General features: G+C 66.1%; 26 protein-coding genes. 16 read left to right on the plus strand and 10 right to left on the minus strand.

Annotated features, from left to right (window positions below; all coding sequences use genetic code 11):
* Nucleotides 1–16: 16 nt before the first annotated feature.
* The 5 genes from VNJ47_01425 to VNJ47_01445 form a co-directional block, all read right to left on the minus strand.
* Nucleotides 17–841 (minus strand): class I SAM-dependent methyltransferase, encoded by an 825-nt coding sequence (locus VNJ47_01425; protein ID HXG27494.1) that lies wholly within the window; start codon nucleotides 839–841, stop codon nucleotides 17–19.
* A 2-nt stretch (nucleotides 842–843) separates the two neighbouring features.
* The gene (locus tag VNJ47_01430; GenBank protein HXG27495.1) at nucleotides 844–1623 is read right to left on the minus strand and encodes a glucose 1-dehydrogenase; all 780 of its coding nucleotides are present in this window, start codon (nucleotides 1621–1623) and stop codon (nucleotides 844–846) included.
* Between the two features lie 174 nt (nucleotides 1624–1797).
* Nucleotides 1798–2868 (minus strand): OmpA family protein, encoded by a 1071-nt coding sequence (locus VNJ47_01435; protein HXG27496.1) that lies wholly within the window; start codon nucleotides 2866–2868, stop codon nucleotides 1798–1800.
* Between the two features lie 99 nt (nucleotides 2869–2967).
* Nucleotides 2968–3882 (minus strand): crotonase/enoyl-CoA hydratase family protein, encoded by a 915-nt coding sequence (locus VNJ47_01440; protein ID HXG27497.1) that lies wholly within the window; start codon nucleotides 3880–3882, stop codon nucleotides 2968–2970.
* A gap of 79 nt (nucleotides 3883–3961) precedes the next feature.
* On the minus strand, nucleotides 3962–4747 hold the full coding sequence (locus VNJ47_01445; protein HXG27498.1) for a crotonase/enoyl-CoA hydratase family protein: 786 nt from the start codon (nucleotides 4745–4747) through the stop codon (nucleotides 3962–3964).
* Between the two features lie 148 nt (nucleotides 4748–4895).
* On the opposite strand from VNJ47_01445, the gene VNJ47_01450 reads away from it, so the two are divergent.
* A complete protein-coding gene (locus tag VNJ47_01450) occupies nucleotides 4896–5195 on the plus strand; it encodes a hypothetical protein (GenBank protein ID HXG27499.1) in 300 nt (99 codons plus the stop codon).
* A 7-nt stretch (nucleotides 5196–5202) separates the two neighbouring features.
* On the opposite strand, the gene VNJ47_01455 is transcribed toward VNJ47_01450, so the two are convergent.
* The 5 genes from VNJ47_01455 to VNJ47_01475 all read right to left on the minus strand — a co-directional run bounded on the left by VNJ47_01455 (nucleotide 5203) and on the right by VNJ47_01475 (nucleotide 11660).
* Nucleotides 5203–6069, minus strand: coding sequence for an SDR family NAD(P)-dependent oxidoreductase (locus tag VNJ47_01455; protein ID HXG27500.1), 867 nt, complete (start codon nucleotides 6067–6069; stop codon nucleotides 5203–5205).
* A 173-nt stretch (nucleotides 6070–6242) separates the two neighbouring features.
* Nucleotides 6243–7817: a FadD3 family acyl-CoA ligase gene (locus VNJ47_01460; GenBank protein ID HXG27501.1), complete on the minus strand. Its 1575-nt coding sequence runs from the start codon at nucleotides 7815–7817 to the stop codon at nucleotides 6243–6245.
* 111 nt (nucleotides 7818–7928) lie between these two features.
* Nucleotides 7929–8969: a ferredoxin--NADP reductase gene (locus VNJ47_01465; GenBank protein HXG27502.1), complete on the minus strand. Its 1041-nt coding sequence runs from the start codon at nucleotides 8967–8969 to the stop codon at nucleotides 7929–7931.
* Between the two features lie 96 nt (nucleotides 8970–9065).
* Nucleotides 9066–9851 carry an SDR family oxidoreductase gene (locus tag VNJ47_01470; GenBank protein HXG27503.1) on the minus strand — a complete coding sequence of 262 codons (786 nt, stop codon included), beginning with the start codon at nucleotides 9849–9851 and terminating at the stop codon, nucleotides 9066–9068.
* Nucleotides 9852–9923: 72 nt separating this feature from the next.
* Nucleotides 9924–11660: an FAD-binding protein gene (locus VNJ47_01475; protein HXG27504.1), complete on the minus strand. Its 1737-nt coding sequence runs from the start codon at nucleotides 11658–11660 to the stop codon at nucleotides 9924–9926.
* Nucleotides 11661–11887: 227 nt separating this feature from the next.
* Between VNJ47_01475 and VNJ47_01480 the strand changes: the two genes are divergently transcribed.
* From VNJ47_01480 to VNJ47_01550, 15 genes are all read left to right on the plus strand, one after another.
* Nucleotides 11888–12775: a VOC family protein gene (locus VNJ47_01480; protein HXG27505.1), complete on the plus strand. Its 888-nt coding sequence runs from the start codon at nucleotides 11888–11890 to the stop codon at nucleotides 12773–12775.
* 9 nt (nucleotides 12776–12784) lie between these two features.
* On the plus strand, nucleotides 12785–13681 hold the full coding sequence (locus VNJ47_01485; GenBank protein ID HXG27506.1) for a CoA-transferase: 897 nt from the start codon (nucleotides 12785–12787) through the stop codon (nucleotides 13679–13681).
* A 130-nt stretch (nucleotides 13682–13811) separates the two neighbouring features.
* Nucleotides 13812–14609 carry a ketoacid CoA transferase gene (locus tag VNJ47_01490; GenBank protein HXG27507.1) on the plus strand — a complete coding sequence of 266 codons (798 nt, stop codon included), beginning with the start codon at nucleotides 13812–13814 and terminating at the stop codon, nucleotides 14607–14609.
* Between the two features lie 115 nt (nucleotides 14610–14724).
* Complete coding sequence (locus VNJ47_01495) at nucleotides 14725–15132, plus strand: OB-fold domain-containing protein (GenBank protein HXG27508.1); 408 nt, start codon at nucleotides 14725–14727, stop codon at nucleotides 15130–15132.
* Nucleotides 15133–15235: 103 nt separating this feature from the next.
* Nucleotides 15236–16417, plus strand: a complete 1182-nt coding sequence (locus VNJ47_01500; GenBank protein ID HXG27509.1) for a lipid-transfer protein — start codon at nucleotides 15236–15238, stop codon at nucleotides 16415–16417.
* Nucleotides 16418–16588: 171 nt separating this feature from the next.
* Nucleotides 16589–17692, plus strand: coding sequence for a nitronate monooxygenase (locus tag VNJ47_01505; protein HXG27510.1), 1104 nt, complete (start codon nucleotides 16589–16591; stop codon nucleotides 17690–17692).
* The gene (locus VNJ47_01510) at nucleotides 17689–18444 is read left to right on the plus strand and encodes an enoyl-CoA hydratase family protein (GenBank protein HXG27511.1); all 756 of its coding nucleotides are present in this window, start codon (nucleotides 17689–17691) and stop codon (nucleotides 18442–18444) included. The genes VNJ47_01505 and VNJ47_01510 overlap by 4 nt, the downstream gene beginning before the upstream one ends.
* A gap of 154 nt (nucleotides 18445–18598) precedes the next feature.
* A complete protein-coding gene (locus VNJ47_01515) occupies nucleotides 18599–19768 on the plus strand; it encodes an acyl-CoA dehydrogenase family protein (GenBank protein HXG27512.1) in 1170 nt (389 codons plus the stop codon).
* A gap of 146 nt (nucleotides 19769–19914) precedes the next feature.
* Nucleotides 19915–20970, plus strand: coding sequence for an acyl-CoA dehydrogenase family protein (locus VNJ47_01520; protein HXG27513.1), 1056 nt, complete (start codon nucleotides 19915–19917; stop codon nucleotides 20968–20970).
* Between the two features lie 166 nt (nucleotides 20971–21136).
* Nucleotides 21137–22288, plus strand: a complete 1152-nt coding sequence (locus tag VNJ47_01525; protein HXG27514.1) for an acetyl-CoA C-acetyltransferase — start codon at nucleotides 21137–21139, stop codon at nucleotides 22286–22288.
* Between the two features lie 106 nt (nucleotides 22289–22394).
* Nucleotides 22395–23261, plus strand: coding sequence for an SDR family oxidoreductase (locus VNJ47_01530; GenBank protein HXG27515.1), 867 nt, complete (start codon nucleotides 22395–22397; stop codon nucleotides 23259–23261).
* Nucleotides 23262–23350: 89 nt separating this feature from the next.
* Nucleotides 23351–23920: an ORF6N domain-containing protein gene (locus tag VNJ47_01535; protein ID HXG27516.1), complete on the plus strand. Its 570-nt coding sequence runs from the start codon at nucleotides 23351–23353 to the stop codon at nucleotides 23918–23920.
* Nucleotides 23917–24363, plus strand: a complete 447-nt coding sequence (locus VNJ47_01540) for a thioesterase family protein (protein ID HXG27517.1) — start codon at nucleotides 23917–23919, stop codon at nucleotides 24361–24363. The genes VNJ47_01535 and VNJ47_01540 overlap by 4 nt, the downstream gene beginning before the upstream one ends.
* Nucleotides 24364–24434: 71 nt before the next feature.
* Nucleotides 24435–24836 (plus strand): type II toxin-antitoxin system RelB/DinJ family antitoxin, encoded by a 402-nt coding sequence (locus tag VNJ47_01545; GenBank protein HXG27518.1) that lies wholly within the window; start codon nucleotides 24435–24437, stop codon nucleotides 24834–24836.
* Nucleotides 24763–24996 (plus strand): type II toxin-antitoxin system YafQ family toxin, encoded by a 234-nt coding sequence (locus VNJ47_01550; GenBank protein ID HXG27519.1) that lies wholly within the window; start codon nucleotides 24763–24765, stop codon nucleotides 24994–24996. The genes VNJ47_01545 and VNJ47_01550 overlap by 74 nt, the downstream gene beginning before the upstream one ends.
* Nucleotides 24997–25015 lie beyond the last annotated feature (19 nt).

Genomic DNA, 25015 nt, shown 5'->3' on the forward strand with positions numbered 1-25015 from the left:
TATCGCGCTGACCTCCTCAGCGCCAGGCCTCCAGCGCACGCACGCGGTCGCCGCCCGGCTGGCTGCCGATCCGGCGCGTTTCCGGCAGTTCGCGGATTTCGTGGATGGCGGCACGGCTGAAGCCGGCGGCCTGCATCAGGCCGATGCCGTGCCCGGCCGATTCGAAGTGGATATGCATGCGCCCGCGCACGAAGGCCTGGATCACGCCGCCGAACACCCTGGCCGCGAGGCCGCGATGCTGCTGCATGAAATACACGTCCGCCAGGTACAGCCCCTGCGGAAAGCCGGCCAGCGTGCGCGCGATGCGCGCCCACACGCCCTGCGCGGCAACCGGGTCCAGGTAATTCATCAGGCCCTCGGTGATGATGGCCAGGCCCTGCTTCGGGTCGAGCCGGCCGGCTACCTGCGCCAGCGAATCCGGGCCGCCGTCGGCCAGCGCATCGAGCGTGAGGACCTGATGGCGAGGGCCGAGCAGGCCGGCGTCGGCGAGGAGCTTGCGCTTCAGCGCGGCCATCTGCGGCAGGTCGGTCTCGAGGTAGGTCAGCCGCTCGCCGTATTTCTGTGTCATGCGCACGCCTCGGCCGGACAGGCCCGCCGCGATCTCGATGACCTGCGTCACGCGCCCGTCGTCGATGGCGCGCGCCAGCAGCGCGTCGATGGCGGTATGGCGCGCCAGCATCAGGTTCTGGAACACCTCGCCGCCCAGCAGCTTCATCAGCAGGCCGAAGGGCCGGTCCAGGCGCTTGCCCTTGGGCGTCGCCAGCGCCGCATGCGAGAGCCCGTGCTTGTACCAGAAGTAGCCGGTGGCGTAGGCCGTGGGGCTGATGCGTTCGGAACTCATACTCAGACTCCGGGGGCGCCGGGGAAGCCGACGTAGTACTGCCCGCACAGCATGCCGCCGTCCACTGCGATCTCGGCGCCGCACAAGTAAGACGATTCATCGCTGGCCAGGAACAGGCTGGTCTGCGCCACCTCGATCGGCTCGCCGACGCGCTGCAGCGGCACCATGCCGTAGCGCTTGTTCACTTCGGCCTTGGGCTCGCCGTACGGGTTGCCCATCGCGGTGTCGATGCCGCCGGGGTGCACCGAGTTCACGCGCACGCCCTTGTGGCCGTATTCCATCGCCGCTACGCGCGTCAGCCCGCGGATGCCCCATTTGCTGGCGCAGTAGGCGCCCAGGCCGTTGGCGCCCTTCATGCCGTCGGCCGAGGAGATGTTGACGATGCTGCCGCGACCGCGCGCCAGCATGTGCGCGCCGACGATCTTCGTGCCGAGGAAGCAGCCGGTCAGGTTGATGCCGATGACGCGTTCGAAGTCGGCCTTGCTCGTGTCGGCGAGCGTCTTGAACAGCAGCACGCCGGCGTTGTTGACCAGCACGTCCACCGGCCCGAAGGCCGCTACGGCCTGCTCGACCAGCGCCGCCCAGCCGGCCTCGTCGGTGACGTCGTGATGCACGAAGCGCACGCGATCCTTCAGTTCCTGCGCGAGCTTCGCGCCGTCTTCGTCGAGCACGTCGGCAATCACCACCTTCGCGCCTTCCCGGGCGAACAGCCGCACCGTCGCCGCGCCCATGCCGCGCGCGCCACCGGTCACGATCGCCACCTTGTCTTTCAGTCGAGCCATGTCTCCTCCGGCGTGAGCATTTCGTCCCTCTGCGCCTGTGGGAAGGGGCTGGCGCAAGGGTTCGCTTCGGGCATGGCCGCCATCGTGGCACCGGGTGCGGGCAGCAGCCTCATCCAAATGCAGGGCCACGCGCGCCTCGCAGCGCGCGTGGCGGGATGCCGGCGGGTGTGACGGCTACTGGCGCAGGATGTGGAACTCGACCCTGCGGTTCTTCGAGCGGCCGCTTTCCGTCTCGTTGGAGGCCACCGGCCGCGACTCGCCATAGCCCACGGCACGCAGCCGGCTGGCGGCGACGCCCCGGTCCACCAGGTAGTTCCTTACGGAATCCGCGCGGCGTTCGGACAACCGCTGGTTGTAGGCGTCGGAGCCCTCGCTCGAGCAGTGGCCGGCGATCTCGACCTCCATGGACGGCTGTCCCTGCAGGGTTTCAGCCACCTTGTCGAGGATGGTCATCGAGTCCGGGGTCAGGCGGGCGGAGTTGTATTCGAAATGCACGCCTTCCAGTGTGACCACCTGCTTGATCGCGCAGCCGTACTGGTCCACCTGGGCGCCGCGCAGGGTATTCGGGCAGCGATCCACGCCGTCCACCACGCCGTCGCCGTCCGAATCGGCCTGCGGCTTCTCGCGCACCACCTCGCGCACCACCTCGACCTCGCGCACCTCCGTGCGGACCACTTCCTTGGTCTGACCGTAGGGGAACACCATCGCCAGACCGACGCGCAGGTCATCCGGCTGGTCCTCGAAATTGTCCTTCACGTAGCGAAGGTCGCCGCGCACCCGGATGCCGGAGCTGCCGAACGGCTTGCTCATGAAGCCGAGGCCGAGGTTGACAAAGGCGTTGCTGTCGTCATCGACCGGCGACGGCGGATCGTTGCGGACCGCGCCCAGTCCCGCCAGCGCAAAGGGCGTGAAGCCGTCCTTGCGACCCTGGAAATACCACAGGAAATCGATGCCCAGGCCACCCTGGTAGAAATTGTTGCGGTGGCCGCGGGCGACGCTCAGGTCGTTCAGGAAGACATTGAACTCGAGGCCCGAAGCCGATCCCAGCGTCTGGCCCAGGATCAGTTGCAGGCCGCCGCCGTCATCGACGTCCACGCCGCGCGCGCTGGCGTCGCTGTCGGCATCGATGTAGAGGATGCCGGTGCCGACGTAGCGATCCGGATAGTCGGCGCGGGCGGGCAGGGTAAGAAGCCCGAACAGGGTAATGACACAGGCGCTCTTTGCATACATTCGGTGGATGGACATGACACCCCCTTATTCTTGTTTGCAAAGCGGTTTTATTGTGCCTCTTACATACGCCAATCCCCCCGCGAGGTCAATCCGCGCGTTCAGCCAGCGCCCGGCTCAGCCCTTGAAGGTGGACAGGCCGAAGTCGCCGAAGGGCTGGTCGCGTTCGCGCACCGCCTGCTTGAAGCCGACCTCTGCCGCGCGCTGCTGGAAGGCGTAACCCTCCTTGGTGTGTCGCGTGATGCCGTCGAACACGGTGCCGAGGATCTGGGTCGTGTGCAGGCCCTGCTGCATCACGCTCTGGTTGAGCAGCAGCTTCATCATCACCAGCTGGTTGATCGGCATGCGCGCGATGCGCTCCAGCAGCACCTCGAAGCGCGCGTCGAGCTGGTCCGCCGGCGCGGACTCGATCGCCAGGCCCCATTCTTTCGCCTCCTTGCCGCTCAGGCAGTCGCCGGTGAACAGCAGGCGCTTGGCCTTCTCCAGGCCGATGCGGTGGAACCACAGGGAGGTGGTGGGCGAGCCCCAGACGCGCGCCGGCGGATAGCCGATCTTGGCGTCGTCGGCGATCACCAGAAGGTCCGAGCACAGCGCCAGGTCGGTGCCGCCGGCCACGCAGAAGCCGTGTACCTTGCACACGACCGGCTTCTCGCTGTGGAACAGGCTCATGAAGCCCTTCACGTTGCGTGACATCATCGCGTAGTCGAGCATCGGATCCCAGACTTCGCCGGGCGTGTGGTTCTGCAACTGCACCCGCGGGTCGAGCGGCGAACCGCGCGGGTGCGAGGGATGGTCCTCGCCGATCTGCATCTTCTCGGCGCTGTCCACCAGATCGTAGCCGCCGCAGAAGCCCGATCCGTTGCCGGACAGCGCGATGACGTGCACGGCCGGGTCGAGATTGGCGCGCTCGACACACTCGGCCAGCTCGCGCGGCATATCCATCGTGATGCCGTTACCGCGCTCGGGCCGGTTGAGCGTGATGCGCGCGATGCGGCCGGTGACCGCATAGGTCATGGTTTTCAGCGTGTCCATGTCGTCCTCCCAATCCAGAATGTTCCGTGCATACCCCCTCCCTCACCTCCCCCTTCATGAGGGAGGGCAGGGGTGGGGGTTAAAACTTCCCGTGCCGGCCCGTGCCCTCGGCAAAGCGCGTCGCGCCGGCCACGGTTTCGCCGGATTGCAGCGTCGCCAGTCCGTGCCGGAACTCGTTGGCGATGGCCGCGCGCTCGTCCAGGCCCCATTGCTCATAGGCGCTTGTGCGATCGCCGCGCAGGCAGGCCTGCGGGAATGCCGCCAGCTGCTGGGCCAGCGCCAGCGCCGCGGCCAGCGCCTGGCCCGCCGCGACGACGCGGTTGGCAAGGCCAAAGGCCAGCGCCTCGCGTGCATCCACCGGCCGGCCGGTCAGGATCAGGTCCAGCGCGCGGCTCATGCCGATCAGCCTGGGCAGGCGCAGGGTACCGCCATCGATCAGTGGCACGCCAAAGCGACGGCAGAACACGCCGAACACGGCGGTTTCGTCGGCCACGCGCAGGTCGCACCAGGCGGCCAGCTCGATGCCGCCGGCTACGCAGTAACCGGATACCGCCGCGATCACCGGCTTGGAAAGCTGCAGGCGCGTGGGGCCCATCGGCCCGTCGCCCTCGGGATCGATGCGGTTGCGCCGCGCCGGATCGCCGGCCACAGCCTTGAGGTCGGCGCCGGCGCAGAAGTGCCCGCCGGCGCCGGTCAGAATGGCCACTTTCAGTTCCGGGTCGGCGTCGAAAGCGCGGAAGACATCAGCGAGGGCGGCGGCGGTCGGGCCGTCGACGCAATTGCGCACCTCCGGCCGGTTGATCGTCACGACCAGGACGGGTGCCTGGCGCTCGACGAGGACGGTTTCAGGCTGGGCTGGCGTCATGGAGGCTCCCCTGTTTCAGGCGGGTCGCGAGGCTCGATGGGCACACTCTAACCGACTGTCGCAGCCACGGCCCGCCCCACTCGTCGGCTCACCCTCCCCCTCATGGAGGAGGGCTGGGATGGGGGTGATGTGTTAGGCTGCTGGCCGCATGAAGACGCTGCTGCAAGCACTCGGTGTCGGCGCCATCGTCAGCCTGGGCATGTTCGGGCTGGGCTGGCTCGCGGTGCTGGCCGGCAATGTCGAGCTGTCGTACTACCTTTACTGGCCGGGCAAGTTGCTGGAAGGCCTGGTGCCCTGCGACAACATCGGCCACGAGCTGTACCCGGTGTGCCGGGTCACGACGATGAACATGATTGCGTTCTACGCCGGCATCCCGTTCGGCATCGCCGTGTACGCGCTGCTGGCCTGGCCGGTGCTGCGCCTCGCGCAACGCTTGCAGAAGCGCTGACCGGCGCCTACTGCACCACCGCCGGGTTGACGGGCGCGGGCCCGCCCAGCATCGGACGATGCGAAGGCGGCTGGCGGCCCTCGTCGGTGATGCCGTACTCCTGCGCCAGCTCGGCACCGATCAGCACCTTGCCGGATTTTTCCATGCGCCTATCGTCGCAGTACAGCGCGGCGAGCACATGACCTGTGAACTCCGGCGTCTCGGCGATCTCCCAGAAGCCCTGGTACTTGCTCGGGTCTTCCTCCATCACCTTCTTGGTGCGGTCGGTCCTGAGCATGCCCATCCAGATCGAGACCGCCGTCACGTCGTAAGGCTTCAGGTCGATGGCCATGTCGTGCGCGAAGCGGTCCACGCCGGCCTTCTGCGCGCCGTAGGCGGGGCCATGCATGTAGCAGTTGCCGCCGAAGGAGGAAGTGAAGGCAATCAGGCCGGATCGGCGCCGCGCCATCAGCTTGGCTGCGTGCCAGCTCGCCACATAGGCCGAGCGCAGGCCGACGTCGAGGATGTCCACCAGGTGCAATGACTTGCGGAAGAACGGCCCTTTCTCGATCAGGTCGTCGTGCAGGAAGGTGGCGTTGTTGACCAGGATGTCGAGCCGGCCGTCCTGTTCGTCCTTGATGCGCTTGAACAGCGCCGACACCTGGCGGTCCCTGGCGTGGTCGCAGGCTATTGCAATCCCCTTGCCGCCAGCCTGAGTCACCAGCTCGGCCGTGTGGCCAATGGTGCCGGGCAGGGGCGCATCGCCTTCCTTCAGGCTGCGGCCGGTGACGTAAACCGTGGCGCCCTCGGCGCCCAGCGCGATGGCGATACCCTTGCCGGCGCCACGCGATGCGCCGGTAACCAGCGCGACGACATTGTTCAGTTTTCCGCTCATCACCGGGTCCTCAATTGGCTGAAGTCAATCGGAACGAGACTGACTAGGATAAAGAAATAGAACAGGATGATCAGGATTCAACAGGACGCACAGGATAAGAGGATTCCTTCTTTAAATATTTCTTGTCCTGATCGTCCTGAAAAATCCTGGTAATCCTGTTCTATTCATCTGCCTTACGCACGCTTCGCTTCAGCCTTCGCCGCTTCGCGCAACTGGTACTTCAGCACCTTGCCGGACGGGTTCACCGGCAGCGAGCCGGCGAACTCCACGTAGCGCGGCACCTTGTAGTTCGCCATCTGCTCGCGGCACCAGGCGATCAGCGATTTTTCGTCCAGCGTATGGCCGGGGCGCAGCACCACATAGGCCTTGCCGACCTCGCCGAGGCGTTCGTCCGGCACGCCGATCACTGCGACCTGGGCGATGGCCGGGTGCGCCGCCATCAGGCGCTCGATCTCGGCCGGGTAGCAGTTGAAGCCGCCGGCGATGTACATGTCCTTGAGCCGGTCGGTGATCTTGAGATAGCCGCGCGCGTCGAGCACGCCGATGTCGCCGGTGTGCAGCCAGCCCTCGGCATCGATCGCCTCCTGCGTGGCGGCCGCGTCGTCGAGATAGCCCTGCATCACGTTGTAGCCGCGCACGACAATCTCGCCGGCCTCGCCGGCGGGTACGGGCTGGTTGTGTGCGTCCACGCAGCGCAGCTCGATGCCGGCAATGGCCTTGCCGGAGGTCAGTGCGATGGTCTCGGCATCGTCGCCGGCATCGCACAGCGACACCACGCCGCAGGTTTCGGTCAGCCCGTAGCCGGTCAGCACCACCTCGAAGCCCAGCTCGGCGCGGATGCGCTCGATGAGAGAGGGCGCGATCGCCGCGGCGCCGGTGATGGTGGCGCGCAACGACGACAGGTCGGTCGTGACGCGCGCCGGGTCGTTGAGCAGGCTGATGAACAGCGTCGGCGGACCCGGCAGCACGGAGATGCGGTCGCGCTCGATGCGCCTGAGGATCGCGGCGGCGTCGAACACCGCGTGCGGCAGCACGGTCAGCCCGGCCAGCAGCCCGCCCAGCCAGCCCACCTTGTAGCCGAAGGAATGGAAGAAGGGATTGGCAATCAGGTAGCGGTCCTCGGGCACCAGGCCCACCGCGCGCGACCACTCGGCAATCACGCGCAGGTTCTGTCCGTGGTTGGTGATCACGCCCTTGGGCAGACCGGTGGTGCCCGAGGTGAACATGATGTCCATGCGGTCATCGGGTTTCACGGCGAGGCTCCGCCGCTCCACCAGCGCGCCGGAAACCTCCGAGGCGTGCCGCAGGAACTCGGCCCAGCCGAAATCGCCGGGCTGTGCGTCGCGCAGCACCACGATGTGCTCGAGCGTGGCCGGACGGTGCTCGCCCAGCAGCGTCGGGTAGTGCTGGTTGAGGAAGCTGCCGGCGCAGAACAGCAGCCGCGCGCCACTTTTCTGCAGGATATAGCCGGCCTCGTTGCCCTTCATGCGGGTGTTCACCGGCACCAGCACGGCGCCGATGCTGTGCACGGCGAGCCCGGCGATGATCCACTCGACGCCGTTGGGCGCCCAGAGGGCGACGCGGTCGCCGTGGCGGATGCCGAGCGAGATCAGCGCGCGCGCGGCCTCGATGCGCTTCGCGTCGAGTTGCGCATAGCTCAGGTTCTCGCCCTGTTCGCCGATGACGGCCGTGCGGTTCGCGTGGCGCTCGACGGATTCGGCGAAGGCTTGGGGGACGGTATGGCTCATGGTTGTGATCTATGATTCCGCCGCGAGCGGGCATCCATACGGAAAGACTCTGGATTCCGGCTCGCGGCCTTCGGCCCTGGCCGGAATGACGATAACGCTCCTGTTCGGCCGCTAGTTCGGATACTTGATCTTCACCTTGGGCGACTTGGCCACCGCCTGGCAGCCGAGGATCCAGCCCTGCTCGATGTCGCTCTCGTCCAGCACGTGGTTGTGCTGCATCTCGATCTCGCCCGCCTCGAGATGGCACATGCACGCCGCGCAGGCGCCGGCACGGCAGGAGAAGGGCGGCTGCAGGCCGGCGGCCTCCATCGCGTCGATGATGAGTTCGCCTGGCCGCAGCCGGATGTGGTGCGTCGCGCCGTCCAGCTCCACCTCCAGCTCGCTGCCGGCGGTGCCGGCAGGTGCGGCGGCCGGTGCAGGCGCATCGGCGTCCTCGGGCAGCGAGACGAAGCGTTCGATATGCACCAGCGCATGCGGCACGCCCAGCGCGTACAGTGCGGCGGCGGTGCTGTCCATGAACACCGCCGGGCCGCAGATATAGCACTCGGCGCCATCCAGGCCCCAGTCTTTTGCAATCGCGCTGATCTGTTCCTGCGTCGGCGGCTGTCCCTGCACCGAGTCCAGCCAGTGGAACACCTGCAGCCGGTCCGGGTATTGCCGCGCCAGCTCGGTCAGCTCGTTGCCGAAGATCACGGAGTGCTCGTCGCGGTTGGCGTAGAGCAGGTTGATGCGCGCGGTGCCCTTGGCCAGCACGGTGCGGATGATCGAAAATACCGGCGTGATGCCGCTGCCGCCGGCGAACATGCGCAGGTTGGCGTCCAGCGAGCGCGGCGTGAACACGCCGGCCGGCGGCATCACCTCCAGCGTATCGCCGGCCTTGAGCTGCGAGCAGATCCAGCTGGAGGCGCGGCCATCGGCCACGCGCTTGACGGTGACGCGCAGCGGCTCGTCGAAGGCCGGCGAGCTGGACAGCGAATAGCAGCGCGGCAGCGGCCTGGGTCCGCAGGGCACGTGCAGCTGCAGGTGCTGGCCCGGCTTGTAGCGGAAGGTCTCCCTGAGCGCGTCCGGAACCTCGAACACGATCGAGCGCGCGTCGGCCGTCTCCTCGACGACCCTGGCGACTTTCAACGGATGATACTGGGGTCTAGTCATGCCCTTCGGGCAGGAATGGGGTCGCGTCCGCGGCCCCACCCCCATTAAGAAAATGATCCACGTAGGGTAGCCGATTATTCGGTGGCGTTGTGATTCTCAATCCCCCCACATCGAATAGCCGTTATCGATGCGCATCTCGGCGCCGTTGATGAAGCTGGACTCGTCCGAGGCCAGGAACAGCACCAGATCGGCGATCTGTTCCGGCGTGGCGAAGCGCGCCATCATCTGCTTCTGGTCCATCATGCGTACCTGCGTCTGCTTGCCCTTGGGCATGCTGCCCTGCAGGTTGGCGACCATCGGTGTCATGATGCCGTCCGGGTGGATCGAGTTGCAACGGATCTTGTGCAGGTTCATGCGGCTGTGTGCCGCGATCGAGCGCGTCAGGGCCGCCACCGCGCCCTTGGACGCGGAGTAGGCGCAGAACGAGCTGACGCCGCGAATGCCCGAGATGGACGACATGTTGATGATTGAGCCGCCGCCGCGCCGGCGCATCGCCGCGTAGCCGTAATGGCAGCCGAGGAAATAGCCGTCACCGTTGATCCGCTGGATCTTCTGCCAGGTGGCGAGGTCGGTATCCTCGATCGTGCCGTACAGCAGAATCGCGGCGTTGTTGACCAGGACGTCGAGACCGCCGAAAGCCTCTTCGGTCTTGGCGATCACCGTCTTCCAGTCGTCTTCCGAAGCGATGTCGTGCCGGATGAACAGCGCGCTGCCGTCGCCGTACTTGTCATTGATCTGCCGGGCGGCGGCCGCGCCATCCTTCTCGTTGAGGTCGGTCAGCACCACCTTCGCACCCTCACGCGCCAGCACCATGGCATCGGCCTTGCCCACGCCGCTGGCGGCGCCGGTCACGATGGCCACCTTGTTCGCTACACGTCCCATGCTCGCTCCTGGATGTATCTCTGGATTTGCTTCATTCCGTCGCCCCGGCGCAAGCCAGGGTCCAGTGCCTTTTTAAAGTCGCTGGATTCCGGCTGTCGCCGGAATGACGGACAAATCGTTCGTCATAATGCCCCTGGCCGCATTGGTTCCCGCCCGCCGTCCCGACCACAGGCAGTCCGCCAGCGACAGCCCGCTGACATATTTATTGGAGGCGATGCCCACCGCACAGCGGCCTGCGGCGTACAGCCCCGGGATCGTTCTGCCTTCCGCGTTCAGTACTGCGCCGGTCTGTTCGTCCACACGCAGCCCGCCCAGGGTGATGCTCGGGCAGGGGAAGGTCTTGTTGTCGACCGAAATGTTCAGGGCGTAGTAAGGCGGGGTGTCCAGCGGCGCGCGCATGTCGTCGGCCTTGTTGAGCAAATCCGTCCGCCCCGCCTTGGCATCCTGGGTGTACTGCTCGATGCTGGCCTTGAGCGCGCGCGGCGGCAGGCCGATCTTCGCGGCCAGCGCCTCGGGTGTCTTCGCGCGCGGTGCGAACCCCATCAGGAACAGCGCTGGCACGCTCTGGAAGAACCATAGCTTGCCGGACAGCGCCTCGCGCAGCGCGGCGCTGCGCAGCCTCTTGTCCAGGATCAGCCAGGCCTTGCCCTCGTTATGGTCCACCATCTCCACGCCCAGGCGTGCGCCGTAGACTTGCTCGTTGCAGAAGCGCTGCCCCTGGCGATTGACGACGATCCCCTTCGGCCAGGCCGTGGGCGGATTGATGAAGCGCCAGGCCGAGGCGGTACTCATGCGGTCCAGCGCACCACCCACCGAGGCGCCCAGGCGGATGCCACTTCCGTCGCAGCCGGTGGCGCCGAGGCGCATGGCCGGCAGGTACTTGGGCGCGTACTGGCGCAGCATCTCGCGGTTGAAGATGAAGCCGCCGGCGGACAGGATCACACCGCGCCGCGCGCGCACCAAAAGCGGCTGCGCCTCGGCCAGCTCGATCGCCAGCGCCTGGGCGCGCAGGCGGTCGGCGCGCCGCGGCGAAAAATTATGGATACGCTCGGCGCGCCGCATCAGGCGCTGGTGCCTGTGCGCAATGGGCGAGGCCGGCGGCAGCTGCCACACTTCCGCGCCGAGCACCGCGCCGGTCTTCGCGTCCGTGACCAGCCGCCGTACCGCGGATTGGCGCAGAACCGGGATGTTCTGTCGGGCGACTTCCTCGCGCAGCACGCGGTACAGCTCGCGACCGGAGTCGATGCCCGGCGCGCGCACCCGATGGCCGCGTGGCGCGGGCCGGGCCTGCGCCGCAAAGCTCGGTACGGCCTCGCTGCCGGAGTAATACAGGTACACGCCGTTGCGCGGGTAGGAGGTCTTGGGCGGCTTTTCGTAGGATTGAAACTCGACGCCGATCTTCTCCAGCCAGGCCAGCAGGTCGAGGCTGTCGTTGCAAAAGCGGCGCAGAGTGGCCTCACTCACCGCGTCGCCGGTTTCCTGGCGCAGGTACTTGAACATTTCCTCCGGTGTGTCGTCGTAGCCGGCTTCCTTCTGGTACTTCGTGCCGCCGCCCAGGTAGACCACGCCGCCGCTCTTCACGCTCGCGCCGCCGCCCTCGAAGCGCTCGGCGATGAGTACCCGGGCGCCGGCCTCCTGCGCGGCCAGCGCGGCGGCGCCGCCGGCGGCACCAAAGCCGACCACCAGCACGTCGCAGTCCTGCTGCCAGCCCAGGCTGTCGGGACTGTCCGTCGTCAGCGGCGCTTCGATGGACAGGGTTCCGTCCTCACGCCGGGCCGGCGGGGTGTCGAGCGGGTTCTGATGCGGCATCTCGGGGTGCCTTGCGTGATAAGGTGCGGGCAAGACAGGCCCGCCAGGGCCTGCGGCCCGATGACGGGATTATTTCGATCTGGCACGGACTAGCTTCGTCCGATGGGGTGAGAGTGCATGTTCCGCAGCGCTGTGGCGGCCCGCTCTCACCCCAACGGATGAAGAGGAAAGCGCGGCCGGCGCCAATAATGCCTTCATCCAGAACGACATTCCCGAAGGCGGCTCTCATGGCGAAAATCCAGGCGCTGGCGTACATCGTGGCCGAGTCCACGGACCTTGCGAAGTGGCGGCAATACGGCGAGCAGGTGCTGGGCATGTCCGCACAGGACGTCGGCGAGGCGCTGGCGCTGAAGATGGACGAGCGTCACGGCCGCATCCTGGTGGTGAAGAGCGGCGCCGACCGTTACCACGCCTCCGGCTGGGAGCTGCCGGACGAGGCCGCGTTCAAGGACACGGTCGCCGCGCTCGAGCGGGCCGGGGTGGTCGTCAGTGATGGCAGCGAGGCCGAGCGCAGGCTGCGCGGCATGAAGGGTCTGGCCGTGTTCACCGATCCGGCCGGCAACCGCCACGAGCTGTGCTGGGGCTATGAGGGCGCCACCGCGCCGTTCAAGTCGCCGGTCGGCGTGTCCGGTTTCAAGACCGGTATCTACGGCCTCGGGCATACCGTGCTGCCGGCCATTCCCTTCGACGACACGCTCAAGCTGTTCCGCGACGTGCTCGGCTTCGGCCTGTCGGACGTGTTCAACTTCAAGCCGGCGCCGGATGCGCCGGTGATGCGCATCTATTTCCTGCACGCGGCCAGCGGCCGTCATCACAGCCTGGCGCTGGCCGAGATGCCGAGCCCGGCCGGTTGCGTGCACATGATGGTGGAAGTGAACTCCATGACCGAGGTCGGCCTGGCGCACGACCGCATGCAGAAGGCCGGCATCAAGCTCATGGCGACGCTCGGCCAGCACGAGAACGACAAGATGACCTCGTTTTACATGATGACGCCAGGCAACTTCGCCATCGAATACGGCTGGGGCGGTCTGATCGTGGAGCCGGGCAAATGGCAGACCACCGAGACCCGACAGGTCTCGATCTGGGGCCACGATTTCTCCGTCGGCTTCCGCTAGGCCAGGGAGATGGCGCTCAACAAGGAAATGACGGCCGCGCAGGTCGTCGCGCAACTGCGCGACGGCATGACGATCGGCATCGGCGGCTGGGGCCCGCGCCGCAAGCCGATGGCGATCGTGCGCGAAATCCTGCGCTCGCCGCTGAAAGACCTCACCGTCGTCGGCTACGGCGGCCCCGACATGGGCATGCTCTGCGCCGCCGGCAAGGTGAAGAAACTCATCTACGGCTTCGTGTCGCTGGATTTCATTCCGCTGGAGCCTTTTTTCCGCAAGGCGCGCGAGGCGGGCAGCATCGAGGCCATGGAGCTGGACGAAGGCCAGCTGCAGTGGGGGCTGCGTGCCGCTGCCATGCGTCTGCCCTTCCTGCCCACACGCGTGGGGCTGGCCACCGACCAGCTGACCAAGATCAACCCCGGCCTGCGTACCGTGACCTCGCCTTATGAAGACGGCGAGGTGCTGCTGGCGATGCCCGCGCTGAATCTCGACGTCGCGCTGGTGCACGTGCACCGCGCCGACCGGTGCGGCAACACGCGGCTGTACGCGCCGGACCCGTTTTTCGATGAACTCTTTGCGCGCGCCGCCGAGCGCTGCTACGTGAGCTGCGAGGAACTGGTGGACAGGCTGGCCACCGACGAGGCCGACGCCCAGCGCAATCCCTTCGAGCGCAACCTGGTGAACGGCGTGATACTGACACGCGGCGGCGCACACCCGACCTCGAACGTTTCCATCAACGGCGGCGGCTACGGCTGGGATGCCGCGCATCTCAAGCGCTACTGCAACGCGGCCGAAGAAGAAGGCGGCTGGGCGAAGTACGCCGCGGAGTTCCTGGGCGCGAGCGAGGCCGATTACCAGGCGGCGGTCGGCGGGCTGGACAGGATTCTCGCATTGCCAAGGCAGGTGATGTGATGAGTGGGTTTATTCGATTTGGCACCCCTATCCCAACCCTTCCCCCTCGAGGGGGAAGGGGTAAGAGTGTCCGTCCCCGGGGTCCGTGTTCCCTCCCCCTTGATGGGGGAGGGCTAGGGTGGGGGTGCGCATGAGCACCTCCGATTTCACCCTCGCCGAGCTGCTGATCTGCGCCTGCGCCGACGTCTGGCGCGAGGACGGCGAAGTGCTGGCCACCGGCATCGGCATCATCCCGCGTATTGCCCAGGGCCTGGCCAAGCTCACGCACAGCCCGGAGCTGCTCATCACCGACGGCGAGGCCTTCCTCACCGAGGAGCCGGTCGTGATCGGCGCCAGGAACCATGACGGCCGCACCTATGCCGGCTGGATGCCGTACGCGCGTGTGTTCGATCTCTTGTGGCGCGGGCGCCGGCATGCGCTGGTCGGCCCTGTGCAGGTGGATCGCTGGGGCCAGGCCAACATCTCCTGCATCGGCGATTTCGGTAAACCCAAACGCCAGATGCTCGGCCTGCGCGGCTTCCCCGGCAACAGCATCAACCACGTGAATTCGATGTTCGTGCCCAACCACGGCCCACGCGTGTTCGTCGAGGGCGAAGTGGACGTGGTCTGCTCGGTCGGCTATCGCAAGGAGCGCTGGCCCAGGGGCGTGAAGAGCGACTACGCGCGCATCCACCGCATCGTCACCGACCTGTGCGTGATGGACTTCGGCGGCCCCGAGCATGCGATCCGCGTCATCAGCCTGCATCCGGGCGTGAGCTTCGAGCAGGTGCAGGGCGCCACCGGCTTCCCCTTGCTGAGGGCCGACGATCTGGGCGAGACCGCGCATCCGACGGAAGAACAACTCGCGATCATCCGCAGACTCGACCCGCACGACATGCGCGCGAAGCAGCTGAAGGACAATCCCCCCGGCATCCGGAGGGCGTCATGAGCAAATCCTCAATGCTTATTCCTCGTCACCCCGGCGAAAGCCGGGGTCCAGCGCCTATGCAAAGTCACTGGATACCGGCTTTCCCCGGTATGACGGCGTAGCGATGGATACGACAGTGCCAACCCCCGTGCTCGAAGGCTGGTTCACGCTCGATCGTGAGCGGCCGCAACTGATCGGCAGCCGCTGCTCCGCCTGCGGCACTTATTACTTCCCCAGGCTGAGTCACTTCTGCCGCAATCCCGATTGTGCGGGCGACACCTTCGAGGAGGTGCTGCTGTCGCGCACCGGCACGCTGTGGTCCTACACCAACGCATGCTACCAGCCGCCGCCGCCCTATGTCGCCAACGAGCCCTTCCAGCCCTTCGGCATCGCTGCGGTGGAACTGGCGCAGGAAAAAATGATCGTGCTGGGCCAGCTTGCGAGCGGCGTCGATCTCGCTGTGCTGAAGGTCGGGCAGCCGATGGAACTGGTTCTGGAGCCACTGGATGACGGCAAGCTGACCTGGAAGTGGAGGCCGGTATGAATACTCACCTGCACCCCTTTCCACGTCACCCCGGCGGAAGCCGGGGTCCAGTGACTTTTAAGGCGCTGGATTCCGGCCTTCGCCGGAATGACGGCGTAAAGACATGACCCAGGAAATCGCCATCCTCGGCGCCGGCATGCACCCCTGGGGCAAGTGGGGCCGTAACTTCGTCGAATACGGTGTCAAGGCCGCGCGCGACGCGCTGGCCGACGCCGGCGTGAACTGGCGCGACATCCAATTCGTGTCCGGCGCCGCGACCCTGCGCTGCGGCTATCCCGGCTACGTCGCCGGCGCGACCTTCGCCCAGGCACTGGGTTGGCAGGGCGCGCAGGTGAACACGTCTTACGCTGCCTGCGCCTCCGGCTCGCAGGCGCTGGCCGCGGCGCGCGCCAAGATCCTGTCTGGCGAATGCGAGGTCGCACTGGTGGTCGGCGCCGACACCACGCCGAAGGGTTTCCTCGCACCGCAGAAGGGCGAGCGTCCGGACGACCCGGACTGGGTGCGCTTCCGCCTCGGCATCACCAACCCGACTTACTTTGCGCTCTACGCACGTCGCCGCATGGCGTTGTACGGCGACACGCAGGCCGACTTCGCCGCGGTCAAGATCAAGAATGCCGAGCACGGTTTGACCAACCCCAACGCGCGCTACCGCAAGAAATTCACCGTCGCCGATGTCGAGGCCTCGGCCATGGTGGCCGACCCGCTGCGGCTGATGGACGTCTGCGCCACGAGCGACGGTGGTGCGGCGCTGGTCGTATCCTCGCTCGCCTACGCGAAAAAAATCGGCAAGGCCAGGGCGCCACGCATCGCCGCCGTTTCCACCGTGACACCGAGTTTTCCCTCGGCGCTGGTCGAGATGCCGGACATCGCCACCGATTCCGCCGTGGCCGCACCGGCGCAATCCTTCCGCGCCGCCCTGCCCAGAAAGGCCTACGAGGAGGCCGGCATCGGCCCGCAGGACGTGAGCCTGGCCGAGGTTTACGACCTGTCCACCGCGCTCGAGCTGGACTGGATGGAAGACCTGCAGCTGTGCGAGCGCGGAGAAGCCGCCAAACTCCTGCGCGCGGGCGAAACGAAGATCGGCGGCCGCATCCCGGTCAACCCTTCCGGCGGGCTGTGCTGCTTCGGCGAGGCGGTGCCGGCGCAGGCCATCGCCCAGGTCTGTGAGCTCACCTGGCAGCTGCGCGGCCAGGCCGGCGCGCGCCAGGTCGCGAATGCCAAGGTCGGCATCACCGCCAACCAGGGCCTGTTCGGGCATGGTTCATCCGTGATCGTGAAGGCTTGAAGATGCGCGTGCGTAGCATCACCCCCATCCCAACCTTCCCCCATCAAGGGGGAAGGGGCAAGAATCCACTCCCCCTGATATGGGGCAGGCGTAAGAATCCCCTCTCCATGGATTGGGCAGGAGTGAGAGTCCCCTCCCCCTGGATGGGGGATGGCTAGGGTGGGGGTGAACATGAGCCACACTCTGCAAACCCCGTTGACGCAGCGGCTCGGCTGCCGCTACCCCATCGTGCAGACCGCGATGGGTTGGGTGGCGGACGCGGAGCTCGTTGCCGCCACCGGCAATGCCGGCGGCTTCGGTTTTCTCGCCGCCGCGACGATGTCCACGCCGGAACTCGAGACGGCCATCCGACAACTGCGCGAACTCACGCCGCACCGGTTCGGCGTCAACTTCCACATGTTCCAGCCGAACGCGCAGGACGTCATCGACGTCATCTTGAAGAACACGGACCGCGTGCGCGCCGTGTCCTACGGCCGCGGGCCGGATGCGAAAACCATCCGGCGCTTCAAGGACGCCGGCGTGCTGTGCATGCCGACGGTCGGCGCGCTCAAACACGCCATCAAGGCCGTCGAGCTGGGCGCCGACATCATCACCATCCAGGGCGCCGAGGGCGGCGGTCACACCGGTGTGGTGCCGACCACGCTGCTCCTGCCGCAAGTGCTGGACGCGGTGCAGGTGCCGGTGGTCGCGGCCGGCGGTTTCTACAATGGCCGCGGGCTGGTCGGTGCGCTCGGTTATGGCGCGGCCGGCATCGCCATGGGTACACGCTTTCTGCTCACCACCGACTCGCCGGTGCCGCGCGCCACGCTACAGCGCTACCTGGACGTCAAGGACCCTGCCAAGATTCGCGTCTCCACCGCGGTGGACGGTCTGCCGCAGCGCATGATCGACAACGATTGTCTGCTGAGCCTGGAGCGCGGCGGCCTGCTGCACCGTTTGTTCGTCGCGCTGGTCAGCGCCTGGAAGTGGAAGGCGCGCACCGGCATGACGGCGGCGCACATGGTCAAGACCCTCTTCGGCGCCCTGCGCGAGGGCGACAGTGCCATCCAGACGATGATGGCCGCCAATGCGCCGGTGCTGATCCAGCGCGCAATGGTGGAGGGCATGCCGGACGAGGGGGTGCTGCCGAGCGGACAGGTGGCGGCGGTCATCGACAGCCTGCCGAGCGTGGCCGAGCTGATCCAGTCCATCGTCGTGGAAGCGGAGCAGAGGATTGCCGCATTACGTTTCCCTCCTGCGAGCGCAGGGGGGACTGATTTTGGAGCACTGCCATGAGCCAGCCCTTCAAGACCACGATAGCGGACGGCATCGCCGAGCTGGTCATCGACTGCCCGCCGGTGAATGCATTGAATGACGCCGGCTGGCACGCGCTGGCCGACGAGATCACACGCCTGGGCCGGGAGTCCTCCATGCGCGTCATCGTCATCCGCGCCGAAGGCCGCGGCTTCTGCGCCGGCGTGGACATCAAGGAACTGGACAAGGAGCCGGAAAAGATCGTCTCCGTGAACGCCGGCAACTACCGTACGTTCGAGGCGGTGCACCGCAACCCGCTGCCGGTGATCGTCGCGGTGCACGGCTTCGTGCTGGGCGGGGGCATCGGTATCGCCGGCGCGGCCGACATCGTCGTGGCTGCCGACGACGCGAGCTTCGGCGTGCCGGAGGTGGACCGTGGCGCGATGGGCGGCGGCGCCCACCTGCAGCGGCTGTTCCCGATCCAGAAGGTGCGCATGATGTATTTCACCGGAGAACCCATTACCGCCGCGGAGGGCTACCGCCTGGGCGCGATCGAGGCCGTGGTGCCGAGGCCCGCGCTGCGCGACACCGCGCTCACCATCGCCCGCAAAATCGCGGCCAAGAGCCCGGCCATGATCCGGCTGGCCAAGGAATCGCTCAACGGCATCGAGGACGGCAACCTCGAGGCCAAGTACCGCTGGGAGCAGGGTTTCACCCTGCAGGCCTACATGGAGAAGGATTCCGCCGAGACACGCCGCGCCTTCGTCGAGAAGCGCGAAGCGAAATTCGAATGAGGCGAGTGAATGAATTGCAGAGTGTCGAGCAGGGTTCATCTACCCCGTGGGCTGTTCAATTCTTGTGTAGAAGCGCGCCCTACGCGCGACAATCCAAGAGTCGCCTGCAGGGCAGACTCCTGCGGAAGATGGTTCTTCTGTGAGGATAAGTAGAGTGAAGCTGGAATACACCGAACGACAACAGGCCTTCCGCAAGGAAATCCGCGACTGGCTCGCGGCCAACGTACCGCGGCAGCCGTTACCGAGCTTCGACACGAAGCAAGGCTTCGAAGCGCACCGCCAGTGGGAGCGCAAGCTGTTCGAGGGCCGCTGGAGCGCGGTCACCTGGCCCAAGGACAAGGGCGGCCGCGGCTGCGACCTGATCGAGTGGCTGATCTTCGAGGAAGAATACTGGGCTGCCTCCGCGCCGCTGCGCGTCAACCAGAACGGCATCTTCCTGCTCGCGCCGACGCTGATGGAATACGGCACGGAAGAGCAAAAGGCGCGCTTCCTGCCGAAGATGGCCGACGGTTCCGAGATCTGGGCCCAGGGCTGGAGCGAGCCGGGCGCCGGCTCGGACATGGCGGCGATCAAGACCAAGGCCATCAAGGATGGTGACCACTACGTGATCAACGGCCAGAAGACCTGGTCCACGCGCGCGGTCTATGCCGACTGGCTGTTCGGCCTGTTCCGCACCGACCCGGCCTCCGAGCGCCACAAGGGCCTGAGCTTCATCCTGCTGCCGCTGAACCTGCCGGGCATCACCATCCGCCCGATCAAGCAGCTCAACGGCCTGCCGGGCTTCGCCGAGATCTTCTTCGACGACGTGCGCGTGCCGGTCGCCAACCGCCTGGGCGAGGAGGGTGCCGGCTGGAACGTGGCCATGGCCACTGCCGGCTTCGAGCGTGGCCTGATGCTGCGCTCGCCTGGCCGCTTCCAGCAGACCGCGAAGCTGCTGGTGGACCTGTACCAGCAGCATCGCGCGCGCGCCGATACCGACCCGGCCGTGCGCGACGCCGTGCTCAAGAGCTGGATGGACGCCGAGGCCTACACGCTGGCGACCTATGCCACCGCCAGCCGCCTGCTCAAGGGCGGGCGCATCGGTGTCGAAGCCAGCACCAACAAGATCTTCTGGTCAGAGCTGGACCTGTTGATGCACGAAACCGCCATGAGCATCCTCGGCGCGCACGCCGAGCTGGTCTCCCGCGCCGGCGAGACCGGCGCCGCGCAGCACGACTGGCTGGACGGTTTCCTGTTTGCGCAAGCGGGGCCGATCTACGCCGGCACCAATGAAATCCAGCGCAACATCATTGCGGAACGAATGCTGGGGTTGCCGAGGGCATGATGTTATGGGCTGCGACTCGTTTTTCCGTCATTCCGGCGCAAGCCGGAATCCAGTGACTTGAACATAAGGTTCTGGACCCCGGCCCCGGATCGAGTCCGGGGCAGGCTCTGCGCCGGGGTGAAGAGATAAGAGAGGCTCAGGAATCGATGGACTTTACTTTCGACGACCAGCAACTCGCTTTCCACGAGGCCGTGCGCAAGTTCCTCGTGGTCGAGGCCGCGCCCGAGAGACTGCGCGAGATCTGGGAGACCAAATTCGGCCGCTCGGCCGAGCTTCGCGCCAAGCTGGCCGAGCAGGGTCTGACCGCGCTGTCGGTACCGGAGGCCTATGGCGGCCTCGGCCAGGGCGATCTCGACTGGGTGCTGGTGCAGCAAGAGCTGGGTTATCACGCGATCCCCGATTCGCTCTCGGACACGGCTTATCTCGCCGCTTACATCCTCGCGGGTCTTCCCGACGGCGCACAGCTCAAGACCGATCTGCTGCCGAAGATCGCCACCGGCACGGTGCGTATCGCGGTGGGTCATCCGATCAACCCGCTGGTGGCGGATGCCGAGAATTCCGGCCTGCTGCTGATGTGGCACGACGACGAGGTGCACGCGATCAGGCCCGTGGACGCCAGGTTGTCGTTCCACGCCAGCATCGACATGTCCCGCCGGCTGTATCGGGTGGAGTGGACGCCAAGCGCCGCCACACGCGTATGCGATGCCGCGCACGGCCGGGCGTTGTGGCAGGGCGTGATTGACCGCGCCTCGGCCGCCATCGCCGCGCAGCTGCTCGGACTGGCCCAGCGCATGCTCGATCTCGGCATCGACTACGCCGCACAGCGCAAGCAGTTCGGCAAGCCGGTCGGCGCCTTCCAGGCAGTCAAGCATCAGCTGGCCGACGTGGCGGTCAAGATCGAGTTCGCCAAACCCGTGGTGCACCGTGCAGCCTATGCGCTCGGTCACGGTGACAGGCACACCGGCGTATACGTATCGCACGCGCGGCTCGCGGCCGGCGAGTCGGCACGGCTGGCCGCGCGCAAAAGCATCCAGGCGCATGGCGCCATGGGTTATACCTGGGAGTCCGACCTGCAGATGTTCGCCAAGCGCGCCTGGGTGCTGGACGCCGCCTGGGGCGATCGCGCCTTCCACAAGGCGCGCGTGGCCGATCACGTACTCGCCAGCGGCGCCCGGTTGGGGCCCGGTGAAACATTTAATTGAGAGTGGTGAAGCCCTTGTTTTTCTATCCTCACCCCGGCGCAGCGCCTGTCCCGGACTCGATCCGGGGCCGGGGTCCAGTGACTTCCTGGTAACAAGGCACTGGATTCTGGCTTTCGCCGGAATGACGACAAATACAGGCTGACATACTTTTACAAAGGTGAGAACCATGGCCGAAGCCTATATCGTCGACGCACTCCGTACCCCCACCGGCAAGCGCAGGGGTTCGCTCGCGCATGTGCACGGCGCCGATCTCGGCGCGCACGCCATCAAGACACTGGTGGCGCGGAACGGCATTCCCGCCGAAGACTACGACGACGTGATCTTCGGCTGCCTCGATGCCATCGGCCCGCTGGCCGGCAACATCGCGCGCACCTGCTGGCTCGCCGCCGGCCTGCCGCTCCACGTTCCGGGCGTGACCATCGATCGTCAGTGCGGCAGCTCGCAGCAGGCGGTGCACTTCGCCGCCCAGGCCGTGATGTCCGGCGTCAACGACGTGGTCATCGCCGGTGGCGTACAGACCATGAGCCAGATTCCCATCTCCTCCGCCATGACCTGCGCCAAGCCGCTGGGCTTCTCCGACCCGTTCTCCGGTTCCAAGGGGTGGGTGGCGCGCTTCGGCAGCGAACCGGTATCGCAGTTCCACGGCGCCCAGAAGATCGCCGACAAGTGGAAGATCTCGCGCCGCGAGATGGAAGAATTCGCGCTGGAGAGCCACGTCCGCGCGCGCAAGGCGCAGAAAGAAGGCCGCTTCGACCGCGAGCTGATCGAGTGTGAAGGCCTGAAGATGGACGAGACGGTGCGCGACACCTCGCTCGAGCAGATGGCGCAGCTGGAGCCGCTCGCCCCCGGCGGCACGATCACGGCGGGCGTATCCAGCCAGACCGGCGATGCTTCGTCAGCGATGCTGATCGTCTCTGAACGCGCGCTCATGCGCTATAACCTCAAGCCACGCGCCCGCATCCACCACATGAGCGTGTACTCGGACGACCCGATCTTCATGCTCACTGCGCCGATCCCGGCGACGAAAGTGGCGATGAAGAAGGCCGGCATGAAGCTGGAAGACATCGACCTGGTCGAGATCAACGAGGCCTTCGCGTCCGTGGTCATCGCCTGGCTCAAGGAGACCGGCTACCCGCACGCCCAGACCAACGTCAACGGCGGTGCCATCGCGCTGGCGCACCCGCTGGGCGCCACCGGCACCAAGCTGATGACCACGCTGCTGCACGAGCTGGAGCGCACGAACAAGCGCTACGGCCTGCAGACCATGTGCGAGGGTGGCGGCGTGGCCAACGTGACGATCATCGAGCGGCTGTCTTAAGTTCTTTCGTCACCCCGGCGAAGGCCGGTATCCAGTGACATCCTTCAACAAAGGCACTGGATACCGGCTTTCGCCGGTATGACGAGCAAAGAGAAAAGGAGTTGAAATGGGCGTCTGCGACAAGCGTACCGTCATTATTACTGGGGCCGGAGCCGGATTAGGCCGCGAGTATGCGCTGGCCTTCGCCGCCGAAGGCGCCAACGTCGTCGTCAACGACATCAAGCGCGAAGCCGCCGAGGCCGTCGCGAAAGAAATCGGCCCGCAGGCCATCGCCAACAGCGACGACATCACCAGCATGCAAGGCGCGCAGAAGATCGTCGATGCGGCCGTGGCGAAGTTCGGCGACGTGCAGGTGATCGTCAACAACGCCGGCATCGTGCGCGACCGCATGTTCGTGAGCCTGTCCGAGGAAGACTGGGACCAGGTCATCCGTGTGCATCTGCGCGGGCACTTCTGCATCACCCAGATCCTGTGCCGACGCTGGCGCGACCAGAGCAAGGCCGGGCAGAAGGTGGACGCGCGCATCATCAACACCAGCTCCGGCGCCGGCCTGCAGGGCTCCGTCGGCCAGAGCAACTACGGCGCCGCCAAGGGCGGTATCGCCACGCTCACGCTGATCCAGGCCGCGGAACTCGGCCGCTACGGCGTCACCGCCAACGCCATCGCGCCGGCCGCGCGCACCGGCATGACGGAGCCCGTGTTCGGCGAGGTCATGAAAAAGCCCGAGAGCGGCTTCGACTTCTTCCATCCAGGCAATGTCGCGCCGCTGGTGGTGTGGCTGGGCAGCCCGCTGTCCGCGCACGTGACCGGGCGCGTATTCGAGGTGGCCGGCGGACAGGTGTCCGTGGCCGACGGCTGGCGCACCGGCCCGATGCGCGACAAGAAAGCGCGCTGGCAGCCGGCCGAGCTCACCGACGCCGTCAACGCCATCCTCAAGGAAGCCGTGCCGCCGCAAAAAGTGTACGGGACGTAACTCTTATCCCCTCTCCCTGAAAGGGAGAGGGGCAGGGGAGAGGGTGTGGAGTAGAATGCGCCTCGGCAATTCACGACAAGCTGGTTGCGATGCCAAAGGGATCATTGGCGGTACAAGAGAACATCACGTCATCCGTACGACTGATTCGTGGCCAGCGAGTCATGCTGGACGCTGACCTGGCTTCGCTGTATGGCGTCGATGTAAGAACACTGAATCAGGCTGTTCGACGCAACGCAGATCGCTTCCCGGGCGACTTCATGTTCCAACTGACATGGGAAGAAACCCAAGCCCTGACCGGGGAAAATAATCCAGTAAAATCAGATAGTGATGACTTGAGATCACAGATTGTGACCTCAAGTTGGGGTCGCCGCCGCTACCGGCCTTATGCCTTTACCGAGCAGGGTGTCGCCATGCTCTCCAGCGTCCTGCGCAGCAAGCAGGCCGTGCAGGTCAACATCGAGATCATGCGGGCCTTCGTCCAGTTGCGCCGGATGCTCGCATCCAACGTCGAGCTGTCGCGTAAACTGGCCGTCCTGGAAAGGAAGTACGACGCCCAGTTCAAGGTGGTATTCGACGCCATCCGTGAACTCATGACGCCGCCCCAGCCCAAACGACGGCCCATCGGCTTTACCAACTGGCCAAAGGACGACAGTGAATGACCACGACCGCCGTCATGACTGCCAGCCTGCCTGACCCCACCAGCCCCACCAGCTATAAATTCTGGGTCACCGAGCACATCCGCTTCGCGGACCTGGACCTGCTCGGCCACGTCAACAACGTTGCTTTCCTGGTCTATGCAGAGAGCTGCCGCGCCGCGTTCATGGCGCAGACGGGCTTCTGGGTGCCCAACGCCCGGCGCCAGAACGTCATCGTGCGGATCGAGCTGGACTACCGCCGCGAGCTGCTCTATCCCGGCGAAGTCAAGGTCGGCCTGCGCGTGCTGAAGATCGGCAACAAGTCCTTTACGCTCGGGCAGGGGCTGTTCAGCGGCGAGCACTGCGTCGCCACCGCCCAGGCCGTCATCGCGCGCATCGACGCCGGCACGCGCAAGGCCGTGCCCCTCAACGACGAAGAGCGCGCCAGCCTGCAGCCGTATCTCTAGGGTCAGCCAGGTCTGCTTGCGTGTATCACGAATGTGATACATTGTCAGTGCAGGGGAAAGCAGGATCGCACATGGAGGTGCGTGAGATGGAAATGGCAAAAACAGCCACTGTGGCCGTACGGATTGACCCGAAGCTCAAGGCCGGCGCGGAACGGATATTCAAGCGGCTGGGGCTCTCCCCGTCGCAGGCCGTAAACCTGTTTTTTGCACAGGTGAGCCTGCGTGGCGGCTTGCCGTTCGGGGTGCGCATCCCGACGGCCGACACACTGGCAGCCATGAAGGAGGCAATGAGGCCGGCAACCCTGGCTTCATATGAATCCGTCGAAGACTTCATGGATACATGGGGACAAAGGAGTGTCCGGAAAAAGAATCAGGGAAACGTCACGGTTTCGAAAGGACATGCGCCGGGCACTTCGACGGGGCGAAGACCCAGAACGCCTGCGCGCCATTCTCGCGTGTCTCGTCCAAAGTAAGCCGCTATCGGATCGACACCGTGACCACGCGCTGGCCGGTCAATGTACCGGCATGCGTGAGTGCCATATCAGGCCTGATTGGCTGCTGATCTATCGGATCGAGGGCGAAGATCTGGTCCTCGTGCGAACAGGCACACATTCAGACCTGTTCCGGGAGTAGTTTCCCTCTCCCGCTTGCG

The sequence above is a fragment of the Nevskiales bacterium genome (assembly GCA_035574475.1).
Lineage (GTDB): Bacteria > Pseudomonadota > Gammaproteobacteria > Nevskiales > DATLYR01 > DATLYR01.

Coding starts and splice junctions, on each gene's coding strand:
- VNJ47_01425 (HXG27494.1), bottom strand. CDS start 841: ATGAGTTCCGAACGCATCAGCCCCACGGCCTACGCCACCGGCTACTTC.
- VNJ47_01430 (HXG27495.1), bottom strand. CDS start 1,623: ATGGCTCGACTGAAAGACAAGGTGGCGATCGTGACCGGTGGCGCGCGC.
- VNJ47_01435 (HXG27496.1), bottom strand. CDS start 2,868: ATGTCCATCCACCGAATGTATGCAAAGAGCGCCTGTGTCATTACCCTG.
- VNJ47_01440 (HXG27497.1), bottom strand. CDS start 3,882: ATGGACACGCTGAAAACCATGACCTATGCGGTCACCGGCCGCATCGCG.
- VNJ47_01445 (HXG27498.1), bottom strand. CDS start 4,747: ATGACGCCAGCCCAGCCTGAAACCGTCCTCGTCGAGCGCCAGGCACCC.
- VNJ47_01450 (HXG27499.1), top strand. CDS start 4,896: ATGAAGACGCTGCTGCAAGCACTCGGTGTCGGCGCCATCGTCAGCCTG.
- VNJ47_01455 (HXG27500.1), bottom strand. CDS start 6,069: ATGAGCGGAAAACTGAACAATGTCGTCGCGCTGGTTACCGGCGCATCG.
- VNJ47_01460 (HXG27501.1), bottom strand. CDS start 7,817: ATGAGCCATACCGTCCCCCAAGCCTTCGCCGAATCCGTCGAGCGCCAC.
- VNJ47_01465 (HXG27502.1), bottom strand. CDS start 8,969: ATGACTAGACCCCAGTATCATCCGTTGAAAGTCGCCAGGGTCGTCGAG.
- VNJ47_01470 (HXG27503.1), bottom strand. CDS start 9,851: ATGGGACGTGTAGCGAACAAGGTGGCCATCGTGACCGGCGCCGCCAGC.
- VNJ47_01475 (HXG27504.1), bottom strand. CDS start 11,660: ATGCCGCATCAGAACCCGCTCGACACCCCGCCGGCCCGGCGTGAGGAC.
- VNJ47_01480 (HXG27505.1), top strand. CDS start 11,888: ATGGCGAAAATCCAGGCGCTGGCGTACATCGTGGCCGAGTCCACGGAC.
- VNJ47_01485 (HXG27506.1), top strand. CDS start 12,785: ATGGCGCTCAACAAGGAAATGACGGCCGCGCAGGTCGTCGCGCAACTG.
- VNJ47_01490 (HXG27507.1), top strand. CDS start 13,812: ATGAGCACCTCCGATTTCACCCTCGCCGAGCTGCTGATCTGCGCCTGC.
- VNJ47_01500 (HXG27509.1), top strand. CDS start 15,236: ATGACCCAGGAAATCGCCATCCTCGGCGCCGGCATGCACCCCTGGGGC.
- VNJ47_01505 (HXG27510.1), top strand. CDS start 16,589: ATGAGCCACACTCTGCAAACCCCGTTGACGCAGCGGCTCGGCTGCCGC.
- VNJ47_01510 (HXG27511.1), top strand. CDS start 17,689: ATGAGCCAGCCCTTCAAGACCACGATAGCGGACGGCATCGCCGAGCTG.
- VNJ47_01520 (HXG27513.1), top strand. CDS start 19,915: ATGGACTTTACTTTCGACGACCAGCAACTCGCTTTCCACGAGGCCGTG.
- VNJ47_01525 (HXG27514.1), top strand. CDS start 21,137: ATGGCCGAAGCCTATATCGTCGACGCACTCCGTACCCCCACCGGCAAG.
- VNJ47_01530 (HXG27515.1), top strand. CDS start 22,395: ATGGGCGTCTGCGACAAGCGTACCGTCATTATTACTGGGGCCGGAGCC.
- VNJ47_01535 (HXG27516.1), top strand. CDS start 23,351: ATGCCAAAGGGATCATTGGCGGTACAAGAGAACATCACGTCATCCGTA.
- VNJ47_01540 (HXG27517.1), top strand. CDS start 23,917: ATGACCACGACCGCCGTCATGACTGCCAGCCTGCCTGACCCCACCAGC.
- VNJ47_01545 (HXG27518.1), top strand. CDS start 24,435: ATGGAGGTGCGTGAGATGGAAATGGCAAAAACAGCCACTGTGGCCGTA.
- VNJ47_01550 (HXG27519.1), top strand. CDS start 24,763: ATGCGCCGGGCACTTCGACGGGGCGAAGACCCAGAACGCCTGCGCGCC.